Genomic DNA, 18,895 nt, shown 5'->3' on the forward strand with positions numbered 1-18,895 from the left:
TATTGTTAGAGCTTATTGTCTTGAACTAACCGCGTGCTTTCAACTTTCTGTAGAGACTCGGTGCAATGATGACGACAAGCGCAGCGATCCAGAGACCGATACTGATTGGGCTTTGAAACAAAATCCCGATTTCTCCGTTGGTAATGGAAAGCGCTCGGCGCAGGTTTTGTTCCATCATTTCACCGAGCACCACGCCTAAAACAAGTGGTGGCATTGGAAGGCCCATTTTACGCAGCAAGTATCCAATCACACCGATTGCGACCACCAATCCTAGATCAAATGTTGCAGAGTGCAGTGCAAAAACTCCGACAAAACTGATGGTCAAAATGCCTGGAACAAGCAGCCAGGGCGGCACTTTCAACATCGACGCAAACACGCGAACCATCGGGATGTTCATGAACAACAGCATGAGGTTGGCCACGAATAAAGAGGCGATCAAGCCCCACACAAGTTGAGGCTGTTGATCGAACAATACAGGTCCAGGCGTGATGTTGTAGAGTGAGAGCGCACCCATCATGACTGCTGTTGTGCCTGAGCCGGGTACACCAAGCGTGAGCATGGGAATGAAGGATCCTGTGGCTGCACTGTTGTTCGCAGCCTCGGGTGCCGCTAGACCGCGGAGATCTCCACGACCGAACTTGGCATCAGGGTCTCTGTTTTCGTAGTGTTTCTTTTCGTATGCATATGTCACCGCAGAGGCGACACTTGCGCCTGCGCCTGGTAACACACCGATAAAGAAGCCCATCACAGAGGCGCGCATCGTGCTCCACCAGGTGAATTTAAATTCTTTAAAATTAAACATCTTGCGGATGCTCGGCGGCACATTGATCGATACTCCGGTCAAAGAGTTTTCGAGCATTTGCAGCATTTCAGCGACGGCAAACAGACCGATAACAACCACCACAAAGGCGATGCCATCGGAGAGGTTGGGGTGGTCAAAGGTATACCGATAAACGCCAGAGTTGGCATCTACGCCAACTGTTGAAATTGCCAGACCGATCATTGCTGCAAGCACACCTTTGACAGGTTGATCCCCGAGCAAACTTGTGAGCGCGCAGAAAGCAAATACCATCAAAACAAAATATTCAGCCGGACCAAAAGCTAGCGCCCAGGAAGCAAGCACGGGCGCAAAGAAAACGATACCAATCACGCCGATCAGCGATCCGACAAAAGAGGACCAGGCCGAGATGGACAGGGCGACGTTTGCCAATCCCTGGCGGGCAAGGGGGTAGCCATCCAAGGTGGTCATCACTGCGGCGGCTTCGCCCGGGACGTTGAGCAATATCGAGGTGATGCGTCCGCCGTATTCTGCGCCAACATACACTGCGGCAAGCAGAATCAGAGATGTTTCGGGTGGAAGATTCATCGCGAAGGCGATCGGGATGAGCATTGCCACACCATTGATGGGTCCTAAGCCTGGCAGCACACCGACGATGGTGCCAAAAAAGGATCCTATGGCCGCCACCATTACGTTGAGCGGTGTAAACGCCACGCCGAAGCCAATGCCAAGTTGTTCAAAAATGCCGTTCATAGGAACGCTCCAAGAATACCTACGGGAAGAACAACATCAAGCAAGCGATCAAAAAGTATAAAAAACAGAATACCCATTCCAAAACCGCCAATGAGGGCTTTCAGCCAAGTTCCTCCGAAGAGACGTGCGACCAAAGTCGTCATCAGAGCAGTTGAAATGATGAAGCCCAAAAGTTGGAAGGTGATTGCGTAGCCACTTAGAATCGCAATCATGAGCCAGATGCGCGCGTTGGCGGCGCTGCTATTTGGTTCAACACGATTGCCACCTTTGATCATGAGTATGAGCCCGCATAAGGCGATGATCACTGAAATTGCTAATGGAAAGGCGCGGGGACCAATCGGTTCATAAGAGAAAGCCGCTTCAAGGCTGTAGCCGTACCACGCTAAAAATGCTGCGAGTGCGAGCGCGAGCGCTCCTAATTTGCGATCATCGAGAGCCATCGTGTACCTCTTCTTGCCTGAAATAAAAAAAGCGCTGAACAGACTTTTAGTCTGTCCAGCGCATTCGCATCAATTACTTTTTAATCAGACCGAAAGTGTCTGCGAGCTCTGCATACTCTTTGACTTGTTGTTTCACGTAACGATCAAGCTCGGGACCCGTCATGTCGAAAGGAAACAAACCTTGTTGTTCGCGTAACTTTGCATACTCTGGCGAAGCCATCGTCTTTTTAAAGGCGCCGACCCACCAGTCGTAATCCTTGTCAGAGACCTTTGGGCCAAGATAGAAGCCACGAATAATTGGCCAGTTGATCTTGTAACCTTGCTCGGTTGCAGTGGGGACATTGGCAAGCTTTCCAGGTAGACGCTTGTCATGGTAGATGGCCAATACGCGCAAAGGTGCGCCGCTGTCCAGCAAAGTGGCAGCTTCAGCCGCATCGCCCATCATGACTTGAATATGTCCGCCGCGTAGCGCAGTGGCCGTTTCACCGCCGCCTTCGAAGGCGACAAAGCGCATTTTCTTGTAATCGACACCCGCTGCCTTTGCTGTCAAAGCGGCCTTCATCCAGTCCTGGCTACCAACTGACCCGCCTGCACCGAATACAACTTTAGTCGGGTCTTGTTGTAGTGCTGTCATGACACTTTTCAAGTCTTTGAAAGGTGAGTCATTACGCACGATGATCACGCCAAAGTCAGCACCGATCGCGGCAAGCCAGCGAACGTCGTTGACGTTGTATTTACCAAACTTACCTTGTGCCAGGTTGAGCAAAGAGCCACCAGAGAAGGCGACGATCGTTCCGCCCTCGCTTGGTCGCTGAGTGACGATCGTGTTGTAGGCGACCGCGCCAATGCCACCGGGCATATATGAAATACGCAGCGGATCCTTGAGAACCTGCGCATCCTTCAAAGCTGATTGTGCGAGTCGGCAGGTCAGATCAAATCCACCACCCGGCTTAGCAGGCGCGATGCATTCTGGTTTAGCGGGTTGAGCCACCGCACTGAATGATGTCACGGACAGTGCAGCAGTCAGGGCGATCGCGCCCATAGATGCCATAGTTTTTTTGAGCACAAAGGCCTCCGATTAAAAATGTCTGGAAGCCTATTATCTCGCAACTCGGCAAACTTATGAAAATGAATATCTTTAAGCGACAGCGGGTTAGTTCGCCAAAGACTTGCTATATTGCGATGCAACAATTCGTTCGTGTAAAAGGGTTTATCAGCGGATTTGTCATCCGCCTCTCCTATACTGGTGACCTTAAGACCGTTTTCAGGTGACTTCTTTGTACACATCTTTGACTTTTCGCAGCGCTCTGCGCGCAATTCTTCTCTCCGCAACCCTCCTGACCGTGCCTTTTTTCTCAAGCTTGGGGCATGCGCAACAGACTCTGAGAGTGACGACCATTCCAGAGGAGGCGGCAACCGAGCAGATGCGAAAATTTGGTCCGTTGACCAAATATCTCGAACGCACGACCGGGATGAAGGTGAGCTTTGTTCCCGTCAATGATTATCCCGCTGCCGTCGAGGCTTTAGTCAATAAACAGGTCGATCTCGTATGGTTCGGCGGATTTACGTATGTGCAAGCTCAAATTCGCTCTGGCGGTAAGGTTGTACCCATCGCGCAGCGAGAAGAAGACACCAAGTTCCGCTCTGTGTTTATCGCACAAAAAAATTCGGGCATCACCCAGCTCTCTGATCTGAAGGGTAAGCAGGTGAGCTTCGGCTCACAGTCGAGTACTTCGGGTCATTTAATGCCACGCTCTTTCCTGCTGGATGCAGGGATCAATCCCGATCGTGACTTCAAACGCGTCGCTTATTCGGGGGCGCACGATGCCACCATCGCCTCGGTTGTCAGCGGACGTGTTGACGCCGCTGCACTGGACATCACCGTTTGGCAAAAATTCGTCAATGAAAAAAAGGTGGACACAAGCAAGGTCGACGTTTTCTACACCACACCACCTTATTTCAATTACAACTGGTCAGTTCATGCTGATATGCCGCCCGCATTACGTGAAAAAATCACCAAAGCTTTACTCGACCTGGATATGAACTCGCCCGAGGGTAAGGAAATATTGACGCTCAATCGCGCCAGCCGATATATACCGACGACTCCCGAAAACTACAAAGGTCTTGAGTCGGCAGGCAAAAGTGCGGGCTTGATTAAATAATGTCTGGATTGCGCCTGGAGTTGGCTGACGTGAGTGCGCGTCACCCCGCAGCGACAAAGCACGCTCGTCCCGCCATAGAAGGCCTGTCGCTGAGTATTGAGCCTGGCGAGCATGTAGCAGTCATCGGCCCCTCTGGGGCTGGAAAAACCACTTTGCTTCAGTTGTTGGGTGCGGCACTCAAACCCTCCGAGGGCAGTGTTGCTATTGAGGGTCAGTCTGTTTGGCATCTTTCTATCCGAGAGCTGCAGCGGCTGCGTGGCCGCCTGTTTTATGCGCCTCAAACGCCTCCATTACCGCCGCGACAGCGAGTGATTGTCTCGCTGATTGCTGCAAAACTGCCTGAGTTATCTTTATGGCAAAGCCTGAAAAACTTGTTGTACCCACAGCATGTCAAAGAAGTTGCAGATGCGCTCGGGCAATTCGATCTTGAGGAGAAACTCTGGGATCGGGTTGATCGACTCTCTGGGGGCGAGCGGCAAAGGGTCGGCTTGGCGCGTGCGCTGCTTGCTCCGGCCGGACTCTGGCTGGTGGATGAACCTTTGTCTGCTTTGGATCCGACGCGCGCTCGACAGGCCATTGCGACACTTTTGCGCGAGGCGAGTGCGCGTGGCGCCACATTAGTGACGACTTTGCATCAGGTCAAGGTTGCAACGGCTGAATTTCCCAGAGTGCTGGGCTTGCGCGACGGGAAACTGGTCTTTGATTTACCCGGACACGCTGTGACAGAAGAAATTCTGGCCAATCTTTACGCTCAGTTTGAGTATGAACTGGCTCAAGTCGATGTATCCCTGCCTCGTGAAGATAAGCTCCCAGCCGCCAACCGGGAAGTCCGCGTAGGTTGCTCCTGAGTAAGCTGATGACGAATGCACGCGTTTTAACCTCAGAGATGAAAGACCCCGCGCTGCGTGATCCGGCGTGGACACGTCGGGTGTTCTGGTTTGTCGTGGCGTGCGTGATTCTCTGGCCTGCGCTAGTGAGTACGGAGTTTCGTCCATGGGTGTTTTTTGAAACAGAAAATCTGAAGGTCACTACACGGTTTTTGGCTGAATTTTTTCCGCCAGCACTCAATCCCGAATTTTTAGAGTTAGTTGCGCGCGAGGCTTGGAGAACCGTGGCAATTGCCACGGCGGGTACTTTTCTCGCTCTTGTTCTCGCTATTCCTTTGACGCTACTGTCGACCACGGTGCTTTCGATATCATCTTTATCCGGGCGTATGCGCGCACTACCTTTTATTATCAGACAACTGATCCGTTGGCTGTTAATTTTATTACGCAGTGTGCCGGAGCTGATTTGGGCGCTCGTCTTTGTGCGTGTCGTGGGACTTGGTCCGGCAGCAGGGGTTCTGGCGATCGCATTGACTTATGCTGGGATGCTTGGGAAGGTTTATGGAGAGATTTTGGAAAGTAATGACCGCGAATCCGCCACGTCATTATTACGAAATGGTGCGGGCCGCTTGCAAACTTTTTTCTTTAGTGTCCTGCCCAGTAATGCCAAAGAACTGACGAGCTATACGATTTATCGATGGGAGTGTGCGATCCGCGCCTCCACTGTTTTGGGTTTTGTTGGTGCAGGTGGGTTGGGTCAGCAGATGGATAACTCAATGCGAATGTTTAATGGATCAGAAGTCGCGACAATGTTGATTGTGTTCATTTTGCTGGTCGGACTCGCTGATTTATTGAGTACTTGGATGCGACGTGCGCTGCAATGAGTCAACCTGACAATCGCCCATCGCAGTCATCTCGGGAGCTGAAATTGCCAGAACGCCCTCGACACTGGTTGCGTCTCGACTCGCCTGTTTGCTGGTCATTGTTTGGAACAGTGAGTTTGATCGTATTGAGTTTTTGGTCTCTTGATTTGCAACTCTCCCGCGTGCTGTCAATCGAGAGTATTGGCCGCATGGGCAAATTTCTGGGTGAGCTCATGTCACCCAATCTGGAGCCGGTTTTTTTAAGCAAACTGTTGCGAGCCAGTCTTGAAACCTTGGCGATGTCTGCAGTAGGCACTTTGCTAGCCGCTATGTTCGGTCTGTTGCTTGCGGTGCCTGCTAGCCGCAGTTATGAGGGCGATCCCGCGCGATGGCGGTTTTTGACGCGACTTGTACTGAATGCCTTGCGCGCCATCCCCGAGCTTGTTTGGGCTGCTTTGCTGCTTATTTCTGCTGGTTTGGGTCCGTTTGCCGGGACTCTGGCATTGGCCTTGCATACAACGGGTGTTCTAGGACGATTATTTGCCGAATCAATCGAAAATGCGCCACAGCATGCTGCAATGACCCTCCGGGTTCAAGGTGTTGGCGAAGGGAGAGTGTTCTTGTATGCAACACTTCCGACTGTTTCTCCCCAATTAATGTCCTACTCGTTGTATCGTTGGGAGAACAATATTCGCGCCGCTGCTGTCTTAGGTGTAGTGGGGGGCGGAGGTCTTGGTCAAATGTTGTCTTTTCACATGGGCTTGTTTCAAATGCAGGAAACAAGCAGTATTCTCGCCGCGATGATCATTCTTGTGATTTTCGTGGATACCTTGTCCTACTTTGCAAGACGCGTATTGTCCCGCTGAAGTGGTTGAATAAATTGAATGAGGAGATGACAAGCGCATCGAATAACTGGTGTCGCTCGTTGTTTGATCTGTATAAAAGGATGGTTGAATATGTATAGCATTCCTAGTCCTCTACGCGTGAGTTTTGCGCTTATCCTGTCAGCCTTGTCTACAAGCCTTGTTGCACAACCTCGTCAGGCGCCTGGCGAAACGAGTGTGTCCGTGGGTATCACAGGCTTGAGCCAATTCAACACGCGTATCGTGGATGGAGGAGGCAGTTTTAATTGGCAGGATGGTTCGGCAAACGTGAGCGTCACGAGACAAGTGACGAGTGCCTTTTCAGCAGGTGTGAATGCACGTTACAACTATCAGAAATGGTCTTGGAGTGATCCTCAGGCATTTGGTGGACAGGCCCCATGGACGGCGATTAGTACTCCCGCACTCGGCATGAGTTTTGGCTATTCCCCCAGCCCTGAATGGAGAATTGGTTTTTCGCCGACCGTTGAATGGTCCGGCGAGACTGGAACGGGCACAGGTGGCACCGCGACGTATGGTGCAGTCATGAGTGTCGCCCGGACTTTCTCCAAAGATCTGACCCTCGGTGTGGGAGCGGGCGTGTTCCGCCAAATAGACGAGACAAAAGTCTTTCCCTATCTGCTTGTGAATTGGAATATTACAGATAAGCTGCGTCTAGGTAACTCATTGCCAGCCGGGCCGGCCGGAGGCGCGGGTCTTGAGCTTTCTTACGCAATGACAGAACGTTGGAGTATTGCAGCGGGTGGTGCGTATCGCTCTTATCGTTTTCGTCTAAACGAGAATAGCCCCGTGGCAAACGGAATCGGACAAAATAGCTTTGTCCCTGTCTTTGCACGATTATCCTATGCAATTGATCGGACGACGCGTGTGGATCTGTATGCGGCGGCGACGACGGCGGGTCGACTCTCTGCGACAGACACTTCAGGCACAACTCAGTACAGCACGAATTATCAGACTGGCTTCGCAATGGCCTTGTCTTTGTCCAAGCGGTTCTGAGCGTTTCAATCCACTGAAAAAACCTGTTGAGGATCGGGCATGCCTTTGACCTCAACAGCGTTGCCTGAAAAGTCAAAGACAAGAAATACCGACTGTTCGCGTGGGGTACCAACAAAGATACGGTCGGGCGCCATCGCGAATTCCACTTTCGCGGACATCAGGCTCGCGAGCATGCGATCGTAAATTTCAGGTTTCACAATCACACCAAAGTGACGCAAGGGATAATTGCCGCGTCCGATGGTGATGGATTTGTGAGAGGCCTCGAGCTCTGAAAGCTGCGCTACCATGTGATGACCAAAAAAATCGATATCCAGTCGATCAACCTGCTGACGCGTGATGCTGCAACCCAAAATGTCCCGATAAAAACTCACGGTTGAAGCGATATCTTTAATCGGGATCGACAGATGGATCATGGCGCTATTCATTTGAGCATCCTAGGCAGGGAGTGCCGCATTTTTCTTGTTCTGGTACCACTGCGCGATCGCAACGAAAGCGAGCAATCCAAAACCAATCGTGTCAGTGATCAGGCCTGGTTTGATCAAACAAATCGCCGCGAGGATCAGTAAGACTCGATGAAACGTTGTGGCGTAACCAACGAGCCAACCGAAAAATCCGCCTGCAAGAGCGATCACTCCGATCATTGCCGTCATCACGGACCAGAAGACAGTCAGATATGACGTATCGTCATTGAAGATCAGTAGTAAGGAAGGCTCATAGACAAACATGAAAGGGACGATATAAGCGGGTGCTGCCGCCCGCATGGCTGCGAAGCCCGAGTCCCACATATTCGCTTTCGCCAGACTTGCTGCTGCAAAGACTGCCAACGCAACGGGTGGAGTGATCGCCGATAAGATCGCAAAGTAGAGCGCGAACATGTGCGCGGCAGGCACTGCAACGCCGAGTTTGATGATTGCGGGAATCAGCAAGGAGACCATCACAATGTAAGCAGGCGTTGTAGGCATCCCCATGCCCAGCACGATACCGGCCATTGCGGTGAGTAGCAGGGCGAGGAACAACGAGTTGTTCGCCAGTTCGATCACAACCTGCGTGAAAACAATGCCAAGACCGGTGATCGTGACGCAGCCAATCACGATGCCTGCACATGCGCAGGCCATGGCAACGGACAGCGCATTGCGCGCGCCTTCTTCAAGTGCGTTGATGACGGTCATCCATGTGATGCCTTGACGCGTCAGTTTGCGAGCCAGCGCGACGGGCAGACAGCTAATCGCCGCGACCAAAGCACACAGCGGAGCTGAGAAGCCCATGAACAGGCCGACGAGGATAATCAGAATAGGAATAAATAGATGGCCTCGTTGCCGCATGACTTGGCCAAACTTTGGCAGTTCATTTTCAGGCACGCCTCCTAGCCCGTAACGCTTGGCTTCAAAGTGAACGGCAAAGAAAACAGAAGCGTAATAAAGCAAAGCTGGAATCACAGCCCACAAGGCGACTTGAGCGTAGGGAACGGATAAAAATTCGGCCATCACAAAAGCTGCCGCTCCCATGACTGGAGGCATCAACTGACCGCCTGTAGAGGCGACCGATTCCACAGCTGCCGCGAATGGAGGTCTGAATCCTGTTCGCTTCATCAAGGGAATTGTGATGGGGCCATCAACCATGACGTTGGCAACGGCACTACCTGAAACAGTCCCAAAGAGTGAAGAGCTGACCACTGCGACTTTGCCGGGGCCGCCAGCACTGCGTCCGGTTAATGCCATGGCAAAGTCCATGAAAAGCTGACCGGTTCCGCTCTTTTCCATGAACGCGCCAAAAATTACAAACAACATCACATAGGACGCCGAGACGCCGAGCGTAGAGCCAAAAATGCCCTCTGTCGAAAGATAGAGCTGTTCCATCAGGACTGGCAACTTTACCTGGGTAAAGAAGGCCGCATAGATCACAAAAAGAATCGCGGTGATCGGAAGGGCCCAGCCAATGACACGTCGCGTTCCTTCGAGGACGACGATCACCATGACGAAGGAATAGAATAAATCCGCTTTCGTGAGTTCATCGATGTAGATGATTCGATTGGTGAAGTTTTCGTAGTCGATGAAAATATGTGCGATAGCCGCTAGACCGAGCGCCAAAATCAGCATGTCGTAGGAGCGCGGGATCAAACCGCCCTCGGCTTTCGACGGGTACAGCAAAAAAACCAAGGCTAGTGCGAACATCAAATGGGTGCCGCGGAAAACGACTGCCTCTGGCGGACCGAATCCAGCTACGTACATGTGATACAGAGACATCGTGACAGCGATGACTGTGATCAGCTTTTTAAGAATTTTTGAGCTTGGGTCTACGGCAACGCTTTCGTCGGAAATTACCTGCATGTTGATATCCTTTGGTTTGCGCTGACTGAATGAAAGCTCCATTCGACTTAAAGTTTTTGGAGCAAAGCGTCAGCATTACCGGTTAAGGCTCAGCGATTCTACACAGGCAGAGTGCCCGATTGGGCTGCTTTTGGTTAAATTCAGGGTTTACCTGTAGATGATGCAAGCATCGTGGGTCGATACCAGTATTTAAGGTAGCCTAAATCATTCTTTGTCAGAGAAGGTCACGACATGATCGACACCGAGTCTGATGCCGATCTTTTCTCCCAGCGAGTGATCATGATGGCTAGGCACATAGGCAAGCACTTCCTGACCGGAAGGTAGGCGCAGCGTGTAGAGGAAGTAAGCGCCTCTGAAGGTTTTGCGAACGACTTCAGCTAATTGTTGGCTGTCATCATCATGCTGGATATCATCTGCTCGCAATAGAACATCGACCTCTGTGCCTAAGGGATCATGATGATCGTTGTCGAGCTGGAGTTCACCTAGCTCGATTTTGACCATCGCGTTGGGCTGGATGATGCCTTTGAGGAACACTCCTCGGCCGATAAAGTCCGCGACATAGCGATTGGCGGGCTCGTGATAAAGATCGTAGGGCGTGTCCCATTGCACAATGCGCCCTTCGGACATGACGCCTATATGGTCGGCGATTGCAAAAGCTTCGAACTGGTCGTGCGTGACGAGCAGAGCGGTCACGCCGTTGGCTTTGAGAATATCGCGCATTTCGCTGGCGAGTCTTTCGCGTAAATCAATATCGAGACTTGAGAAGGGCTCATCGAGCAAAATCAAATCGGGTTCGGGTGCCATCGCACGTGCGAGGGCGACACGTTGTTGTTGACCACCACTTAATTCGTGCGGGTAGGAACCTGCTTTGTCAGCGAGTGAGACCCGTTCGAGCCATTGCAGTCCAACCTCTCGGCGTTTGGCGGGCGCAAGGGCGCGTAAGCCGAACATGACGTTTTCTAATACGCTTAGGTGAGGGAAAAGCGCGAAATCCTGAAAGACCATACCGACTTTTCGCAGGTTTGGCGGGACGAGGATGTCCGGCGCACTAACGACCTTGCCATGCAGACTGACGGTTCCTTGCTGTAGGGCCTCAAAGCCGCAAATCGCACGGAGGATCGTTGATTTGCCGCAACCAGAGGGGCCGAGCAAACACGCAATGCTGCCTCGGGCTAGACTGAGGGTTAAATCCCGAACGATCGGTACCCGTCCCGGACCATCCAGACGGGGATAACTGATCTCAACGTGATCCAAGGCAAGCAAAGGTGGCAGGGTATTCATCTTTATAATTTTCTCATTAACAGCAGTTTGATTCTAGAACCCTTTTTTATTTTGAGCCGAGCGCATCGCTAATGAGTCGAGTCGTTGTCCTGATCGCAGTATTGTTGTCTTTGCCGCTGCTTGGCCTGTTCATTCCCTTTTTCAGCGAAGGGAGTAGCGAGACTGCCCAGGAGCTCAGCCGCCAGGGCACCCTGCAGCACCTGTGGGACTACGTGCTGGGACAGTATGTCACGTCCACCCTTTTGTTGCTGGTTGGGGTTGGTTTTGGTGTTTTTGTTCTTGGTGTTGGCAATGCCTGGCTGGTCGCTAATTTCCAGTTTCCCGGAAAAAAGATTTTCGAGTGGGCCCTGATTTTGCCGCTTGCAATCCCGACCTACGTCATGGCCTATCTCTTTGTCGACATCCTTCAGTTCTCAGGACCGATCCAGACAGCCTTGCGTAACATCCTCGGAATGGAGCAGTTGTGGTTTTTTCCGGATCCCCGTTCACTGGGCGGAGCGATGTGGTCCTTTTCTTTTTGTTTATTTCCTTATGTCTACCTGATTGCCCGTACGTCATTTCTGGACCGAAGCGGTCGTTTGTCAGAGGCGGCTGAAACTTTAGGCTATAGCGGTTTTCAAGCGTTCTATCGGTTGGTGCTGCCAATGTCTCGTCCTGCGATTTTCGCTGGAATGGCGCTCGCATTGATGGAGGTGATGGCCGACTACGGAGCTGTGGCGTATTTTGGCGTGGAGACGTTTGCCACAGGTATCTTCAGAGCTTGGTTGTCCTTTAGTGATCGTCTGGCGGCTGTGCAGCTTTCACTTGGATTGCTCGTATTTGTCATTTTGATTTTCTACATCGAGCAGACTAATCGCGCGCGCATGCGCTACGTGAGTTCTGGTGTCGTACAACGTCCCGCACCGCCACGCCAGCTTCGAGGGAAAAAGGCGTTCTGGGCCTTTGCGATATGCGGGACGACCTTGCTGTGTGCGTTTTTATTGCCTGTGGCCGCCTTGCTTAAGCTGTTGGTCGAGCAAGGACTGAGTCTGGATGCCCGCTACCTGGACTGGATGCAAAACTCTTTCGGTTTGTCGGCGATCACGGCACTGATCTCCGTTGCGTGTGCCTTGTTGCTCGCCTATGGTGCCCGGCTCACTAAAAGCCCGACTTTGCAATGGGTCAATCGTCTGCTCGGTTTGGGTTATGCATTGCCTGGAGCGGTGTTGGCTGTGGGTATTTTGTCTGTGTTGGGGCTTTTTCAGATCGCCTGGATTATGTCTGCGACGGTATCTGTTTTGATCTACGCTTATCTAATCAGATTTCTTTCCTCGAGTCTGCAGAGTGTGGAGGCCGGATTGTCTCGTATAACACCCTCCATGGATGGTACAGCCGCCTTGCTTGGGGCGACGCCTTGGCAAACAATGCGGGCAATCCATTTTCCATTGCTCAAACGCAGTGTGTTGACTGCCGGTTTGTTTGTCTTTGTCGATGTCATGAAAGAGCTGCCCGCTACTTTGTTGTTGCGTCCGTTTAACTTTGACACGCTTGCTGTCGCAACCTATCAGCTTGCAGCAGATGAGCGCTTATCCGAGCTTGCCTTGCCCTCTTTGACCATTGTGATCGCGGGCTTGATCCCCGTCATTCTTCTTTCACGCGCCATGTCCAAAGCCAATCGATATTGATAATGATTCGCATTTAGTGATAGAATGTCATTACTCGCTGGTTGAGCGAATGACTTTTACTAGACGGAAAATATCTGATGAACAAGCATGTGGTCTTAAACGCCCTGGCCGTGGGGGTGATGTCGATGACAGTTGCAGTTGCCGCCAACGCTCAGACAACGCAATCAGGGCAATCTGATAAAGCGCTCAATATCTATTCTGCGCGCCATTATCAGACGGATGAGGCTTTATATGGCGGGTTTACCAAGGCCACGGGGATCAAGATCAACCGGATCGAGGCCAGTGACAATGCTTTGCTTGAGCGGCTAAAGAGCGAGGGCGCCAAAAGTCCTGCCGATGTCATTTTGCTGGTGGATGCAGCCAGATTATGGCGTGCTGAAAAAGATGGCATGTTCCAGCCGATCCAGTCAGCCTATATCGACGAACGTATTCCTGAAAACCTCAGAGCAAAGGCCGAAGGCGGTGGCAATGCATGGGTAGGGTATTCGACTCGCGCTCGCGTGATCGTTTACAACAAAGCGCGGGTCAAACCTGAAAACGTCGATACGTATGAAAAGCTTGCTGATCCAGTCAACAAGGGAAAAGTTTGCACGCGCTCCGGTTCGCATCCTTACATGCTGTCCTTGGTTGGGGCGATGATAGAACGCAATGGTGAGGCCGCAACGGAAAAATGGGCAAAAGGCATGGTTGCAAATCAAGCCCGTGCCCCGCGTGGTGGCGATACCGATCAGATCAAAGCCGTGGCATCAGGCGAGTGCGGCGTAGCGTTGACGAACTCTTATTATTTTGTGCGCATGATGCGTTCGACAAAACCAGAGGATCAGGCGCTGATGGCCAAGGTTGGATTCGTATGGCCTAATCAGGAGACGAGCGGAACGCACATCAACATCGCAGGAGGTGGCATCGCTAAAAATGCGCCTCACCCCGAGGCAGCAAAGAAATTCCTTGAGTATCTTGCGACAGACGCCGCACAGGTTTATTTTGCTGATGGCAATAACGAATGGCCCGCGGTCAAGTCTGTCAGTGTGGAGAATCCTGGACTTAAAAATCTTGGCGACTTTAAAGTTGAAAATGTATCTGTCGCTGCGATGGGACGCAATCAGATCAACGCACAGAAAATTTTGGATCGTGCAGGCTTTAAATAAGCAGCAAGTGTAGAAAGTGAAGAAGAAGTGAAGAAGAAGTGAAGAAGTAAAAATCCCGCGAGTTTTTAATCTCGCGGGATTTTTTTACGACAGTAAAACTGAGCCTAGCCGTAAGAGACTAGGTCATCAGGGAGTTAAGCAGAGCCCCAGGGACGGATTGCTGCTTTGAGCTTCTTGTAGCCATCAATGTAGCGTGGACGCTCGCCTGCGTAGATCTTGTCGAAAGTAGCGAGTTGCGCGTCGAGCCAGTTGGCGAGCTCTTTGTTGCCTGGGTTCGCGGCCTTGTAAGCCTCGTTGATCAAGACAAAGTGAATACGGGGATCATAAGGCTGCTTTTCGCCGCCGACGGTTTCGTCACCATCTAGCAAACGTAACAACATGGCATCGGCTGAGCCAAGCGTCTGTTCGTAGATCGGTGCGCCATGCACGCGATACATCACGCTGGTCATGTCTTTACCGTTGGTCATGGTGAAACCCATTTCGGTCCAGAGCTTCTTCATGTCGACCTTGGCGCCGACTTTGTCCAGAACCATCTGGCCCCAGTCACGCAGGACGTCAGGCGCGTCTGCCATTAAGTCGGTGAGGCGATCGCCGTCCAAATCGGTTGCGTAAACGATGCAAGGACGCTGACGAATCATGTCGTGCAACAACAGACCGAAGTTTGTGTCGGAAATGTGCTCGTAGATATCTCCGCCCCAGTTTTCCATACCGGCTTTGAAATCTTTGGGGAGCAAGGCCACGATGGCATCCACGCTGGCGCGGTGCTCTTCGTATGCATCGACGGTGTATTGGCGCTTGAGTTTGAACTTGGTGCCCTTCATCAACCAGCGCATGATGCCTGCGTTGATGGCGTCTTCTTGAGCCTGCGTGGGCTTGGTTGCGACACGACCGATCTGACCGGTCTCGTGCACCATTTTGAGAAAGAGACGAGCGGCATAAGCCATACGAATGCCGGGTGTGTTCATTTCAGAGTGGATCACACCTGTTGCATGATCAACGTTGAATTTCTTTTTGTCCTGCGAATAGGGCAGGCCGGGCATGAAACGGATGCTGGTGATGCCGCCGTAGGGGCGGACGTTGCAATACACGCCTGCTGCGGTACGCAAGGGGGCGTTGGCCGACTTGCCGTTTACGACGACTTTTTTACCGCCTTCGTTGACCATGAAGTCACCGGCTGTTGACCACTTGAGCGCTGTGTAATCGAGCTTGCCAAACCACTCTAGTGACTTGAGTTTGCTGTCGTGACGGAACTGAGCCATCATTGGGACGCCCAAAAAGGGCAAGCCAAGCACATCCAAAGCCATCAGTGTGCCATTCAGCGCGAACATGTCGGTGAACGCATGCGCAACGGGCTTGACGCCACCGTGGGCATTGCCGCCTTCCCAGATGATTGCGTCAGGGCAATCAGCGGGTTTCACCGATGAACGCTTGTAAATGCCATCGAGCATCTTGAAAAGATCGCCGTTCTGTTCTTCTTGGGCGATTTTTAGCAAATCCAATTCTTGTGCCATGAGCGGAAAGCCTCAAATTTGAAGTGAGTAAAAGACATCTGTACAACTAGGGATTATCGCATTAGTAGCCCATGTCACCAAGTTGCCCAAATCGGCTCAGTGGGCACCGGGAGGGATGAGGCCCCTGTGGCACAAACGCGACAGCCAAGAGCTTGCCTCCTTGAAGTGTTCGGTTGACATATATCAAGCGAAGACAAAATCAAACTGATTTATCTATTTAAAGACATAATATTGTTTTATATATTATCTGTGTGCTCAAGAAAGTCACCTGGCAGCACTCATTGAACAGGAGAAAGAACATGTCACAACAACTGCAACAACAAGCGCACTCTGGTGGAAGACTGGCCGGACGCTGGTCACCATATCTGGTTGGTATCGGGATTGGCGTACTCAGTTGGATCGTATTCGTCGTCGTGGCTGCTCCGCTTGGCATCACCACGGCAATTGGACAAATCGCAGGCGGTGTTGTTTCACCAATCATCGGTGCTGAAACAGTAGCAAGCAATGCTTACTGGAAGAGCAATGTCATGAAGCTGGATTACGGAACTTTATTTTTGGTTGGTACGTTTTTTGGCGCGCTAGCCTCGGCGGTGGTCTCAAAGACATTTAAGTTCGAGTCGATCCCCGGTGTGTGGCAAGAACGTTTTGGCACCTCGAAAACGCGTCGATTTATCGTCGCATTCATTGGTGGCGCACTGGCAATGTATGGAGCACGTATGGCGGGTGGCTGCACAAGCGGCAACGGGATTTCTCAATCCTTGCAACTTGCGGTGGTGGGTTGGACATTTTTAGCGGTGATGTTCATTTCCGGAGCGATCACCGCAGCGATTGTTTATCGCGGCTCGCGCTCAAACGCTTCTTAAATTCAAATTCGCCGAATAGAAATTCTCAAGGAGTACGTTATGTTTCCAATTAAAGGTGAAGGCGCCCTCTTGTTGGCGCTTGTGTTTGGTTTCGCATTTGGCTGGCTCTTGCAACGTGGCAAGGTCACTGATTACAACGTGATCGTGAATCAGTTTCGTTTCAAAGATTTCACCGTACTCAAGGTGATGTTCCCTGCGATTATTGTGGGCGGCATTGGTGTGTTGGTTCTCAATAATATGGAGCTCGCAAAATGGCATGTCCGCGATGCCAATATGCTGGGTACGATTATTGGTGCGGCGATTTTTGGAGTGGGGATGGTGCTATACGGGTACTGTCCGGGCACGGGTATCGCCGCGATTGGCACAGGAAGTATCCACGCGCTAGTCGGGGCGGCAGGGATGATCCTTGGGGCAGTTTTATACGCGTTCTCTTTCGAGTGGGTACGCGCCAACATTTTGTCAGTTGGCAAGCTTGGTAAAGTGACACTGCCGCAGATCATGCATATGCCGGCATGGTCAATATACGGCGTACTGATTGTGATTGCGATCGCGCTATTTGCCTGGGTTGAAAAGAGCGGGAAGTAAAAAACAAATCAGCGACTGCATTTGCGAATGATCTGACTCATTGCACGGCTGCTTGATCGATTGGTTTATCGACTACTCGATTAAGCAGATCGAAACACAAAGCCACGATAGTTATCCTTGATCACTTCTTCGCAAATGTCGCGATAGCGACTTAAACCGCCCGCATAGGGCATAAACACTTGTGGCTTGCCCGGTACGTTCGCACCGAGATACCACGAGTGTTTGACCTTTGGAAGCAAGGTAGCGTTTGCAGCCGCATCGACTTCTGCCTGCCAAAGATCTCCCGACGTTTCGGGAACCTCGATACACGCGAGACCTTTTGCCTGCATGTGTTGAATGCAACGAGTGATCCATTCGACATGCTGTTCGATGGCAGGCGGCATATTGCACAATACAGAGGGACTGCCCGGACCGGTGATGGTGAACATGTTCGGAAAGCCTGGAATCTGCAGACCGAGATAGGTGCGTGGACCCGCGTGCCAGTATTCTTTGAGAGATCTGCCATTGCGACCGGTGATGTCGAGCTTGACCAAGGAGCCGGTCATCGCGTCAAAGCCCGTGGCAAAGACGATGATATCGAGCGGATACTCCTGATCGGTTGTTTGGATACCGTTTGCAGTGATGCACTCGATCGGCGCTTTGCGAATATCGACGAGCGATACATTATCGCGGTTGTATGTTTCAAAATAGTTGGAATCCACCGGAGGACGTTTGGCGGCGAATGGGTGATCGATATCCGCTAAAAGCTCGGCAACCTCAGGTTTTTTGACGATTTGTTTGATTTTGTTCCGGATAAAGTTGGCCGCTGTTTCATTAGCCTCGGCGCTGGTGAGGATGTCACGGTACAGGGCGCGGAACTGAAAGCCGCCTTGTTCCCATTTTTTTTCGTATGCCTTGAGGCGCTCTGCCTCGGGCACATCAAGCGCGGACTGATCTTCAATGTAAAAACCATGGCCATTGGTATTGCTGGTCATAATTTTGTGAATATCGTCCGCATGCTCCTTCGCATATTTTTTGAACTCTGGTGTGAGTGGTGCATTGCGTGCGGGCAAACTGTAATTAGGGGTGCGCTGAAAAACGGTCAGATGTTTTGCACTCGCAGCAATTACAGGGATCGCTTGAATGCCGGTCGAACCTGTGCCGATCACACCGACGCGCTTGCCTGTGAAATCGACTCCTTCATGCGGCCACTGTCCGGTGTGATACCACTTGCCCTTAAAGTCTGACAAGCCTTTGATCTTGGGCATATTGGCCGATGAGAGGCAGCCAACGGCAGTAATGAGATATTTCGCGCTGTATTCCTGGCCGTTTTCAGTTTTCACAGACCAACGATTGGACGCCTCATCGAAATGGGCTTGCGACATGCGTGTGTTGAGTTCGATATCAGAGCGCAGTTGCAACTTGTCCGCGACAAAATTCAGATAGCGCAAAATTTCAGGCTGCTGTGGATAGCGTTCGGACCATTCCCATTCTTGAATAATTTCTTTGGAAAAGTAATACATGTAGGTGTGACTCTCAGAGTCGCACCGCGCACCGGGGTATCGATTCCAGAACCAGGTTCCTCCGACGCCGCTCCCTGCTTCAAGGACTTTGGCGGTCATGCCAAGCTTGTCCCTCAGGCTATAGAGTTGATACATGCCTGAAAAGCCAGACCCTATGATGATGGCGTCTAATGTTTGCATGGAATCTTCTGCTGTCTCGTTGGTTTGAATGAATCAAATTATTGTTGAAATGATCCGAAAATAGTACATCAAACTGTGTCGAATGTAGGGATCCCCGAGGCAGTTGACCCCAAGGACGCGATGGGCTTTACGAGTTATGC

General features: G+C 51.5%; 17 protein-coding genes. 9 read left to right on the forward strand and 8 right to left on the reverse strand.

Going from position 1 to position 18,895, the window contains the following annotated elements; translation table 11 throughout:
- Positions 1-25: 25 nt before the first annotated feature.
- The 3 genes from QWY27_RS08630 to QWY27_RS08640 form a co-directional block, all read right to left on the reverse strand.
- Positions 26-1,531, reverse strand: coding sequence for a tripartite tricarboxylate transporter permease (locus QWY27_RS08630; protein WP_290196725.1), 1,506 nt, complete (start codon positions 1,529-1,531; stop codon positions 26-28).
- The gene (locus tag QWY27_RS08635; protein WP_290196727.1) at positions 1,528-1,971 is read right to left on the reverse strand and encodes a tripartite tricarboxylate transporter TctB family protein; all 444 of its coding nucleotides are present in this window, start codon (positions 1,969-1,971) and stop codon (positions 1,528-1,530) included. Before QWY27_RS08635 ends, QWY27_RS08630 begins: the two co-directional genes overlap by 4 nt.
- Before the next feature lie 73 nt (positions 1,972-2,044).
- On the reverse strand, positions 2,045-3,022 hold the full coding sequence (locus QWY27_RS08640) for a Bug family tripartite tricarboxylate transporter substrate binding protein (RefSeq protein ID WP_435433468.1): 978 nt from the start codon (positions 3,020-3,022) through the stop codon (positions 2,045-2,047).
- Between the two features lie 265 nt (positions 3,023-3,287).
- On the opposite strand from QWY27_RS08640, the gene QWY27_RS08645 reads away from it, so the two are divergent.
- The 5 genes from QWY27_RS08645 to QWY27_RS08665 all read left to right on the forward strand — a co-directional run bounded on the left by QWY27_RS08645 (position 3,288) and on the right by QWY27_RS08665 (position 7,697).
- The gene (locus QWY27_RS08645) at positions 3,288-4,133 is read left to right on the forward strand and encodes a putative selenate ABC transporter substrate-binding protein (RefSeq protein WP_435433469.1); all 846 of its coding nucleotides are present in this window, start codon (positions 3,288-3,290) and stop codon (positions 4,131-4,133) included.
- Positions 4,134-4,141: 8 nt separating this feature from the next.
- Positions 4,142-4,981, forward strand: coding sequence for a phosphonate ABC transporter ATP-binding protein (locus QWY27_RS08650; protein ID WP_290196850.1), 840 nt, complete (start codon positions 4,142-4,144; stop codon positions 4,979-4,981).
- A gap of 8 nt (positions 4,982-4,989) precedes the next feature.
- Entirely contained in the window at positions 4,990-5,841 is an 852-nt protein-coding gene (locus tag QWY27_RS08655; RefSeq protein WP_290196729.1) for a PhnE/PtxC family ABC transporter permease, read from the forward strand.
- A gap of 44 nt (positions 5,842-5,885) precedes the next feature.
- Positions 5,886-6,686 carry a phosphonate ABC transporter, permease protein PhnE gene (gene phnE / locus QWY27_RS08660; protein WP_435433464.1) on the forward strand — a complete coding sequence of 267 codons (801 nt, stop codon included), beginning with the start codon at positions 5,886-5,888 and terminating at the stop codon, positions 6,684-6,686.
- Positions 6,687-6,776: 90 nt separating this feature from the next.
- Positions 6,777-7,697, forward strand: a complete 921-nt coding sequence (locus QWY27_RS08665; protein ID WP_290196732.1) for a DUF6268 family outer membrane beta-barrel protein — start codon at positions 6,777-6,779, stop codon at positions 7,695-7,697.
- Between the two features lie 5 nt (positions 7,698-7,702).
- On the opposite strand, the gene QWY27_RS08670 is transcribed toward QWY27_RS08665, so the two are convergent.
- The 3 genes from QWY27_RS08670 to QWY27_RS08680 all read right to left on the reverse strand — a co-directional run bounded on the left by QWY27_RS08670 (position 7,703) and on the right by QWY27_RS08680 (position 11,305).
- Positions 7,703-8,122, reverse strand: a complete 420-nt coding sequence (locus QWY27_RS08670; RefSeq protein ID WP_290196734.1) for a VOC family protein — start codon at positions 8,120-8,122, stop codon at positions 7,703-7,705.
- Between the two features lie 9 nt (positions 8,123-8,131).
- Positions 8,132-10,024 (reverse strand): TRAP transporter permease, encoded by a 1,893-nt coding sequence (locus QWY27_RS08675; protein WP_290196736.1) that lies wholly within the window; start codon positions 10,022-10,024, stop codon positions 8,132-8,134.
- Between the two features lie 204 nt (positions 10,025-10,228).
- Positions 10,229-11,305, reverse strand: coding sequence for an ABC transporter ATP-binding protein (locus QWY27_RS08680; protein ID WP_290196738.1), 1,077 nt, complete (start codon positions 11,303-11,305; stop codon positions 10,229-10,231).
- Between the two features lie 71 nt (positions 11,306-11,376).
- Here QWY27_RS08680 and QWY27_RS08685 point away from each other — a divergent pair, with 71 nt between their 5' ends.
- Positions 11,377-12,969: an ABC transporter permease gene (locus tag QWY27_RS08685; RefSeq protein WP_290196740.1), complete on the forward strand. Its 1,593-nt coding sequence runs from the start codon at positions 11,377-11,379 to the stop codon at positions 12,967-12,969.
- Between the two features lie 77 nt (positions 12,970-13,046).
- Positions 13,047-14,114: an extracellular solute-binding protein gene (locus tag QWY27_RS08690; RefSeq protein ID WP_435433465.1), complete on the forward strand. Its 1,068-nt coding sequence runs from the start codon at positions 13,047-13,049 to the stop codon at positions 14,112-14,114.
- A 134-nt stretch (positions 14,115-14,248) separates the two neighbouring features.
- Here the strand turns inward: QWY27_RS08690 and QWY27_RS08695 are convergent, their stop codons facing one another.
- Complete coding sequence (locus QWY27_RS08695; protein ID WP_290196741.1) at positions 14,249-15,625, reverse strand: hypothetical protein; 1,377 nt, start codon at positions 15,623-15,625, stop codon at positions 14,249-14,251.
- Positions 15,626-15,876: 251 nt separating this feature from the next.
- Here QWY27_RS08695 and QWY27_RS08700 point away from each other — a divergent pair, with 251 nt between their 5' ends.
- Positions 15,877-16,488, forward strand: a complete 612-nt coding sequence (locus QWY27_RS08700; protein WP_290196743.1) for a YeeE/YedE thiosulfate transporter family protein — start codon at positions 15,877-15,879, stop codon at positions 16,486-16,488.
- Positions 16,489-16,527: 39 nt separating this feature from the next.
- Positions 16,528-17,073, forward strand: coding sequence for a YeeE/YedE thiosulfate transporter family protein (locus tag QWY27_RS08705; RefSeq protein WP_290196744.1), 546 nt, complete (start codon positions 16,528-16,530; stop codon positions 17,071-17,073).
- A gap of 80 nt (positions 17,074-17,153) precedes the next feature.
- Here the strand turns inward: QWY27_RS08705 and QWY27_RS08710 are convergent, their stop codons facing one another.
- Entirely contained in the window at positions 17,154-18,755 is a 1,602-nt protein-coding gene (locus QWY27_RS08710) for a flavin-containing monooxygenase (RefSeq protein WP_290196746.1), read from the reverse strand.
- Positions 18,756-18,895 lie beyond the last annotated feature (140 nt).

This window comes from Zwartia vadi (assembly GCF_030410375.1).
GTDB lineage: Bacteria > Pseudomonadota > Gammaproteobacteria > Burkholderiales > Burkholderiaceae_B > Zwartia > Zwartia vadi.

Excerpts from the sequence above, each read along its gene's own strand:
- QWY27_RS08665 (WP_290196732.1), top strand. The coding sequence starts at position 6,777 with ATGTATAGCATTCCTAGTCCTCTACGCGTGAGTTTTGCGCTTATCCTG.
- QWY27_RS08670 (WP_290196734.1), bottom strand. The coding sequence starts at position 8,122 with ATGAATAGCGCCATGATCCATCTGTCGATCCCGATTAAAGATATCGCT.
- QWY27_RS08695 (WP_290196741.1), bottom strand. The coding sequence starts at position 15,625 with ATGGCACAAGAATTGGATTTGCTAAAAATCGCCCAAGAAGAACAGAAC.
- QWY27_RS08710 (WP_290196746.1), bottom strand. The coding sequence starts at position 18,755 with ATGCAAACATTAGACGCCATCATCATAGGGTCTGGCTTTTCAGGCATG.
- QWY27_RS08630 (WP_290196725.1), bottom strand. The coding sequence starts at position 1,531 with ATGAACGGCATTTTTGAACAACTTGGCATTGGCTTCGGCGTGGCGTTT.
- QWY27_RS08690 (WP_435433465.1), top strand. The coding sequence starts at position 13,047 with ATGAACAAGCATGTGGTCTTAAACGCCCTGGCCGTGGGGGTGATGTCG.
- QWY27_RS08655 (WP_290196729.1), top strand. The coding sequence starts at position 4,990 with ATGACGAATGCACGCGTTTTAACCTCAGAGATGAAAGACCCCGCGCTG.
- QWY27_RS08705 (WP_290196744.1), top strand. The coding sequence starts at position 16,528 with ATGTTTCCAATTAAAGGTGAAGGCGCCCTCTTGTTGGCGCTTGTGTTT.
- QWY27_RS08685 (WP_290196740.1), top strand. The coding sequence starts at position 11,377 with ATGAGTCGAGTCGTTGTCCTGATCGCAGTATTGTTGTCTTTGCCGCTG.
- QWY27_RS08635 (WP_290196727.1), bottom strand. The coding sequence starts at position 1,971 with ATGGCTCTCGATGATCGCAAATTAGGAGCGCTCGCGCTCGCACTCGCA.
- QWY27_RS08675 (WP_290196736.1), bottom strand. The coding sequence starts at position 10,024 with ATGCAGGTAATTTCCGACGAAAGCGTTGCCGTAGACCCAAGCTCAAAA.
- QWY27_RS08680 (WP_290196738.1), bottom strand. The coding sequence starts at position 11,305 with ATGAATACCCTGCCACCTTTGCTTGCCTTGGATCACGTTGAGATCAGT.
- QWY27_RS08640 (WP_435433468.1), bottom strand. The coding sequence starts at position 3,022 with ATGGCATCTATGGGCGCGATCGCCCTGACTGCTGCACTGTCCGTGACA.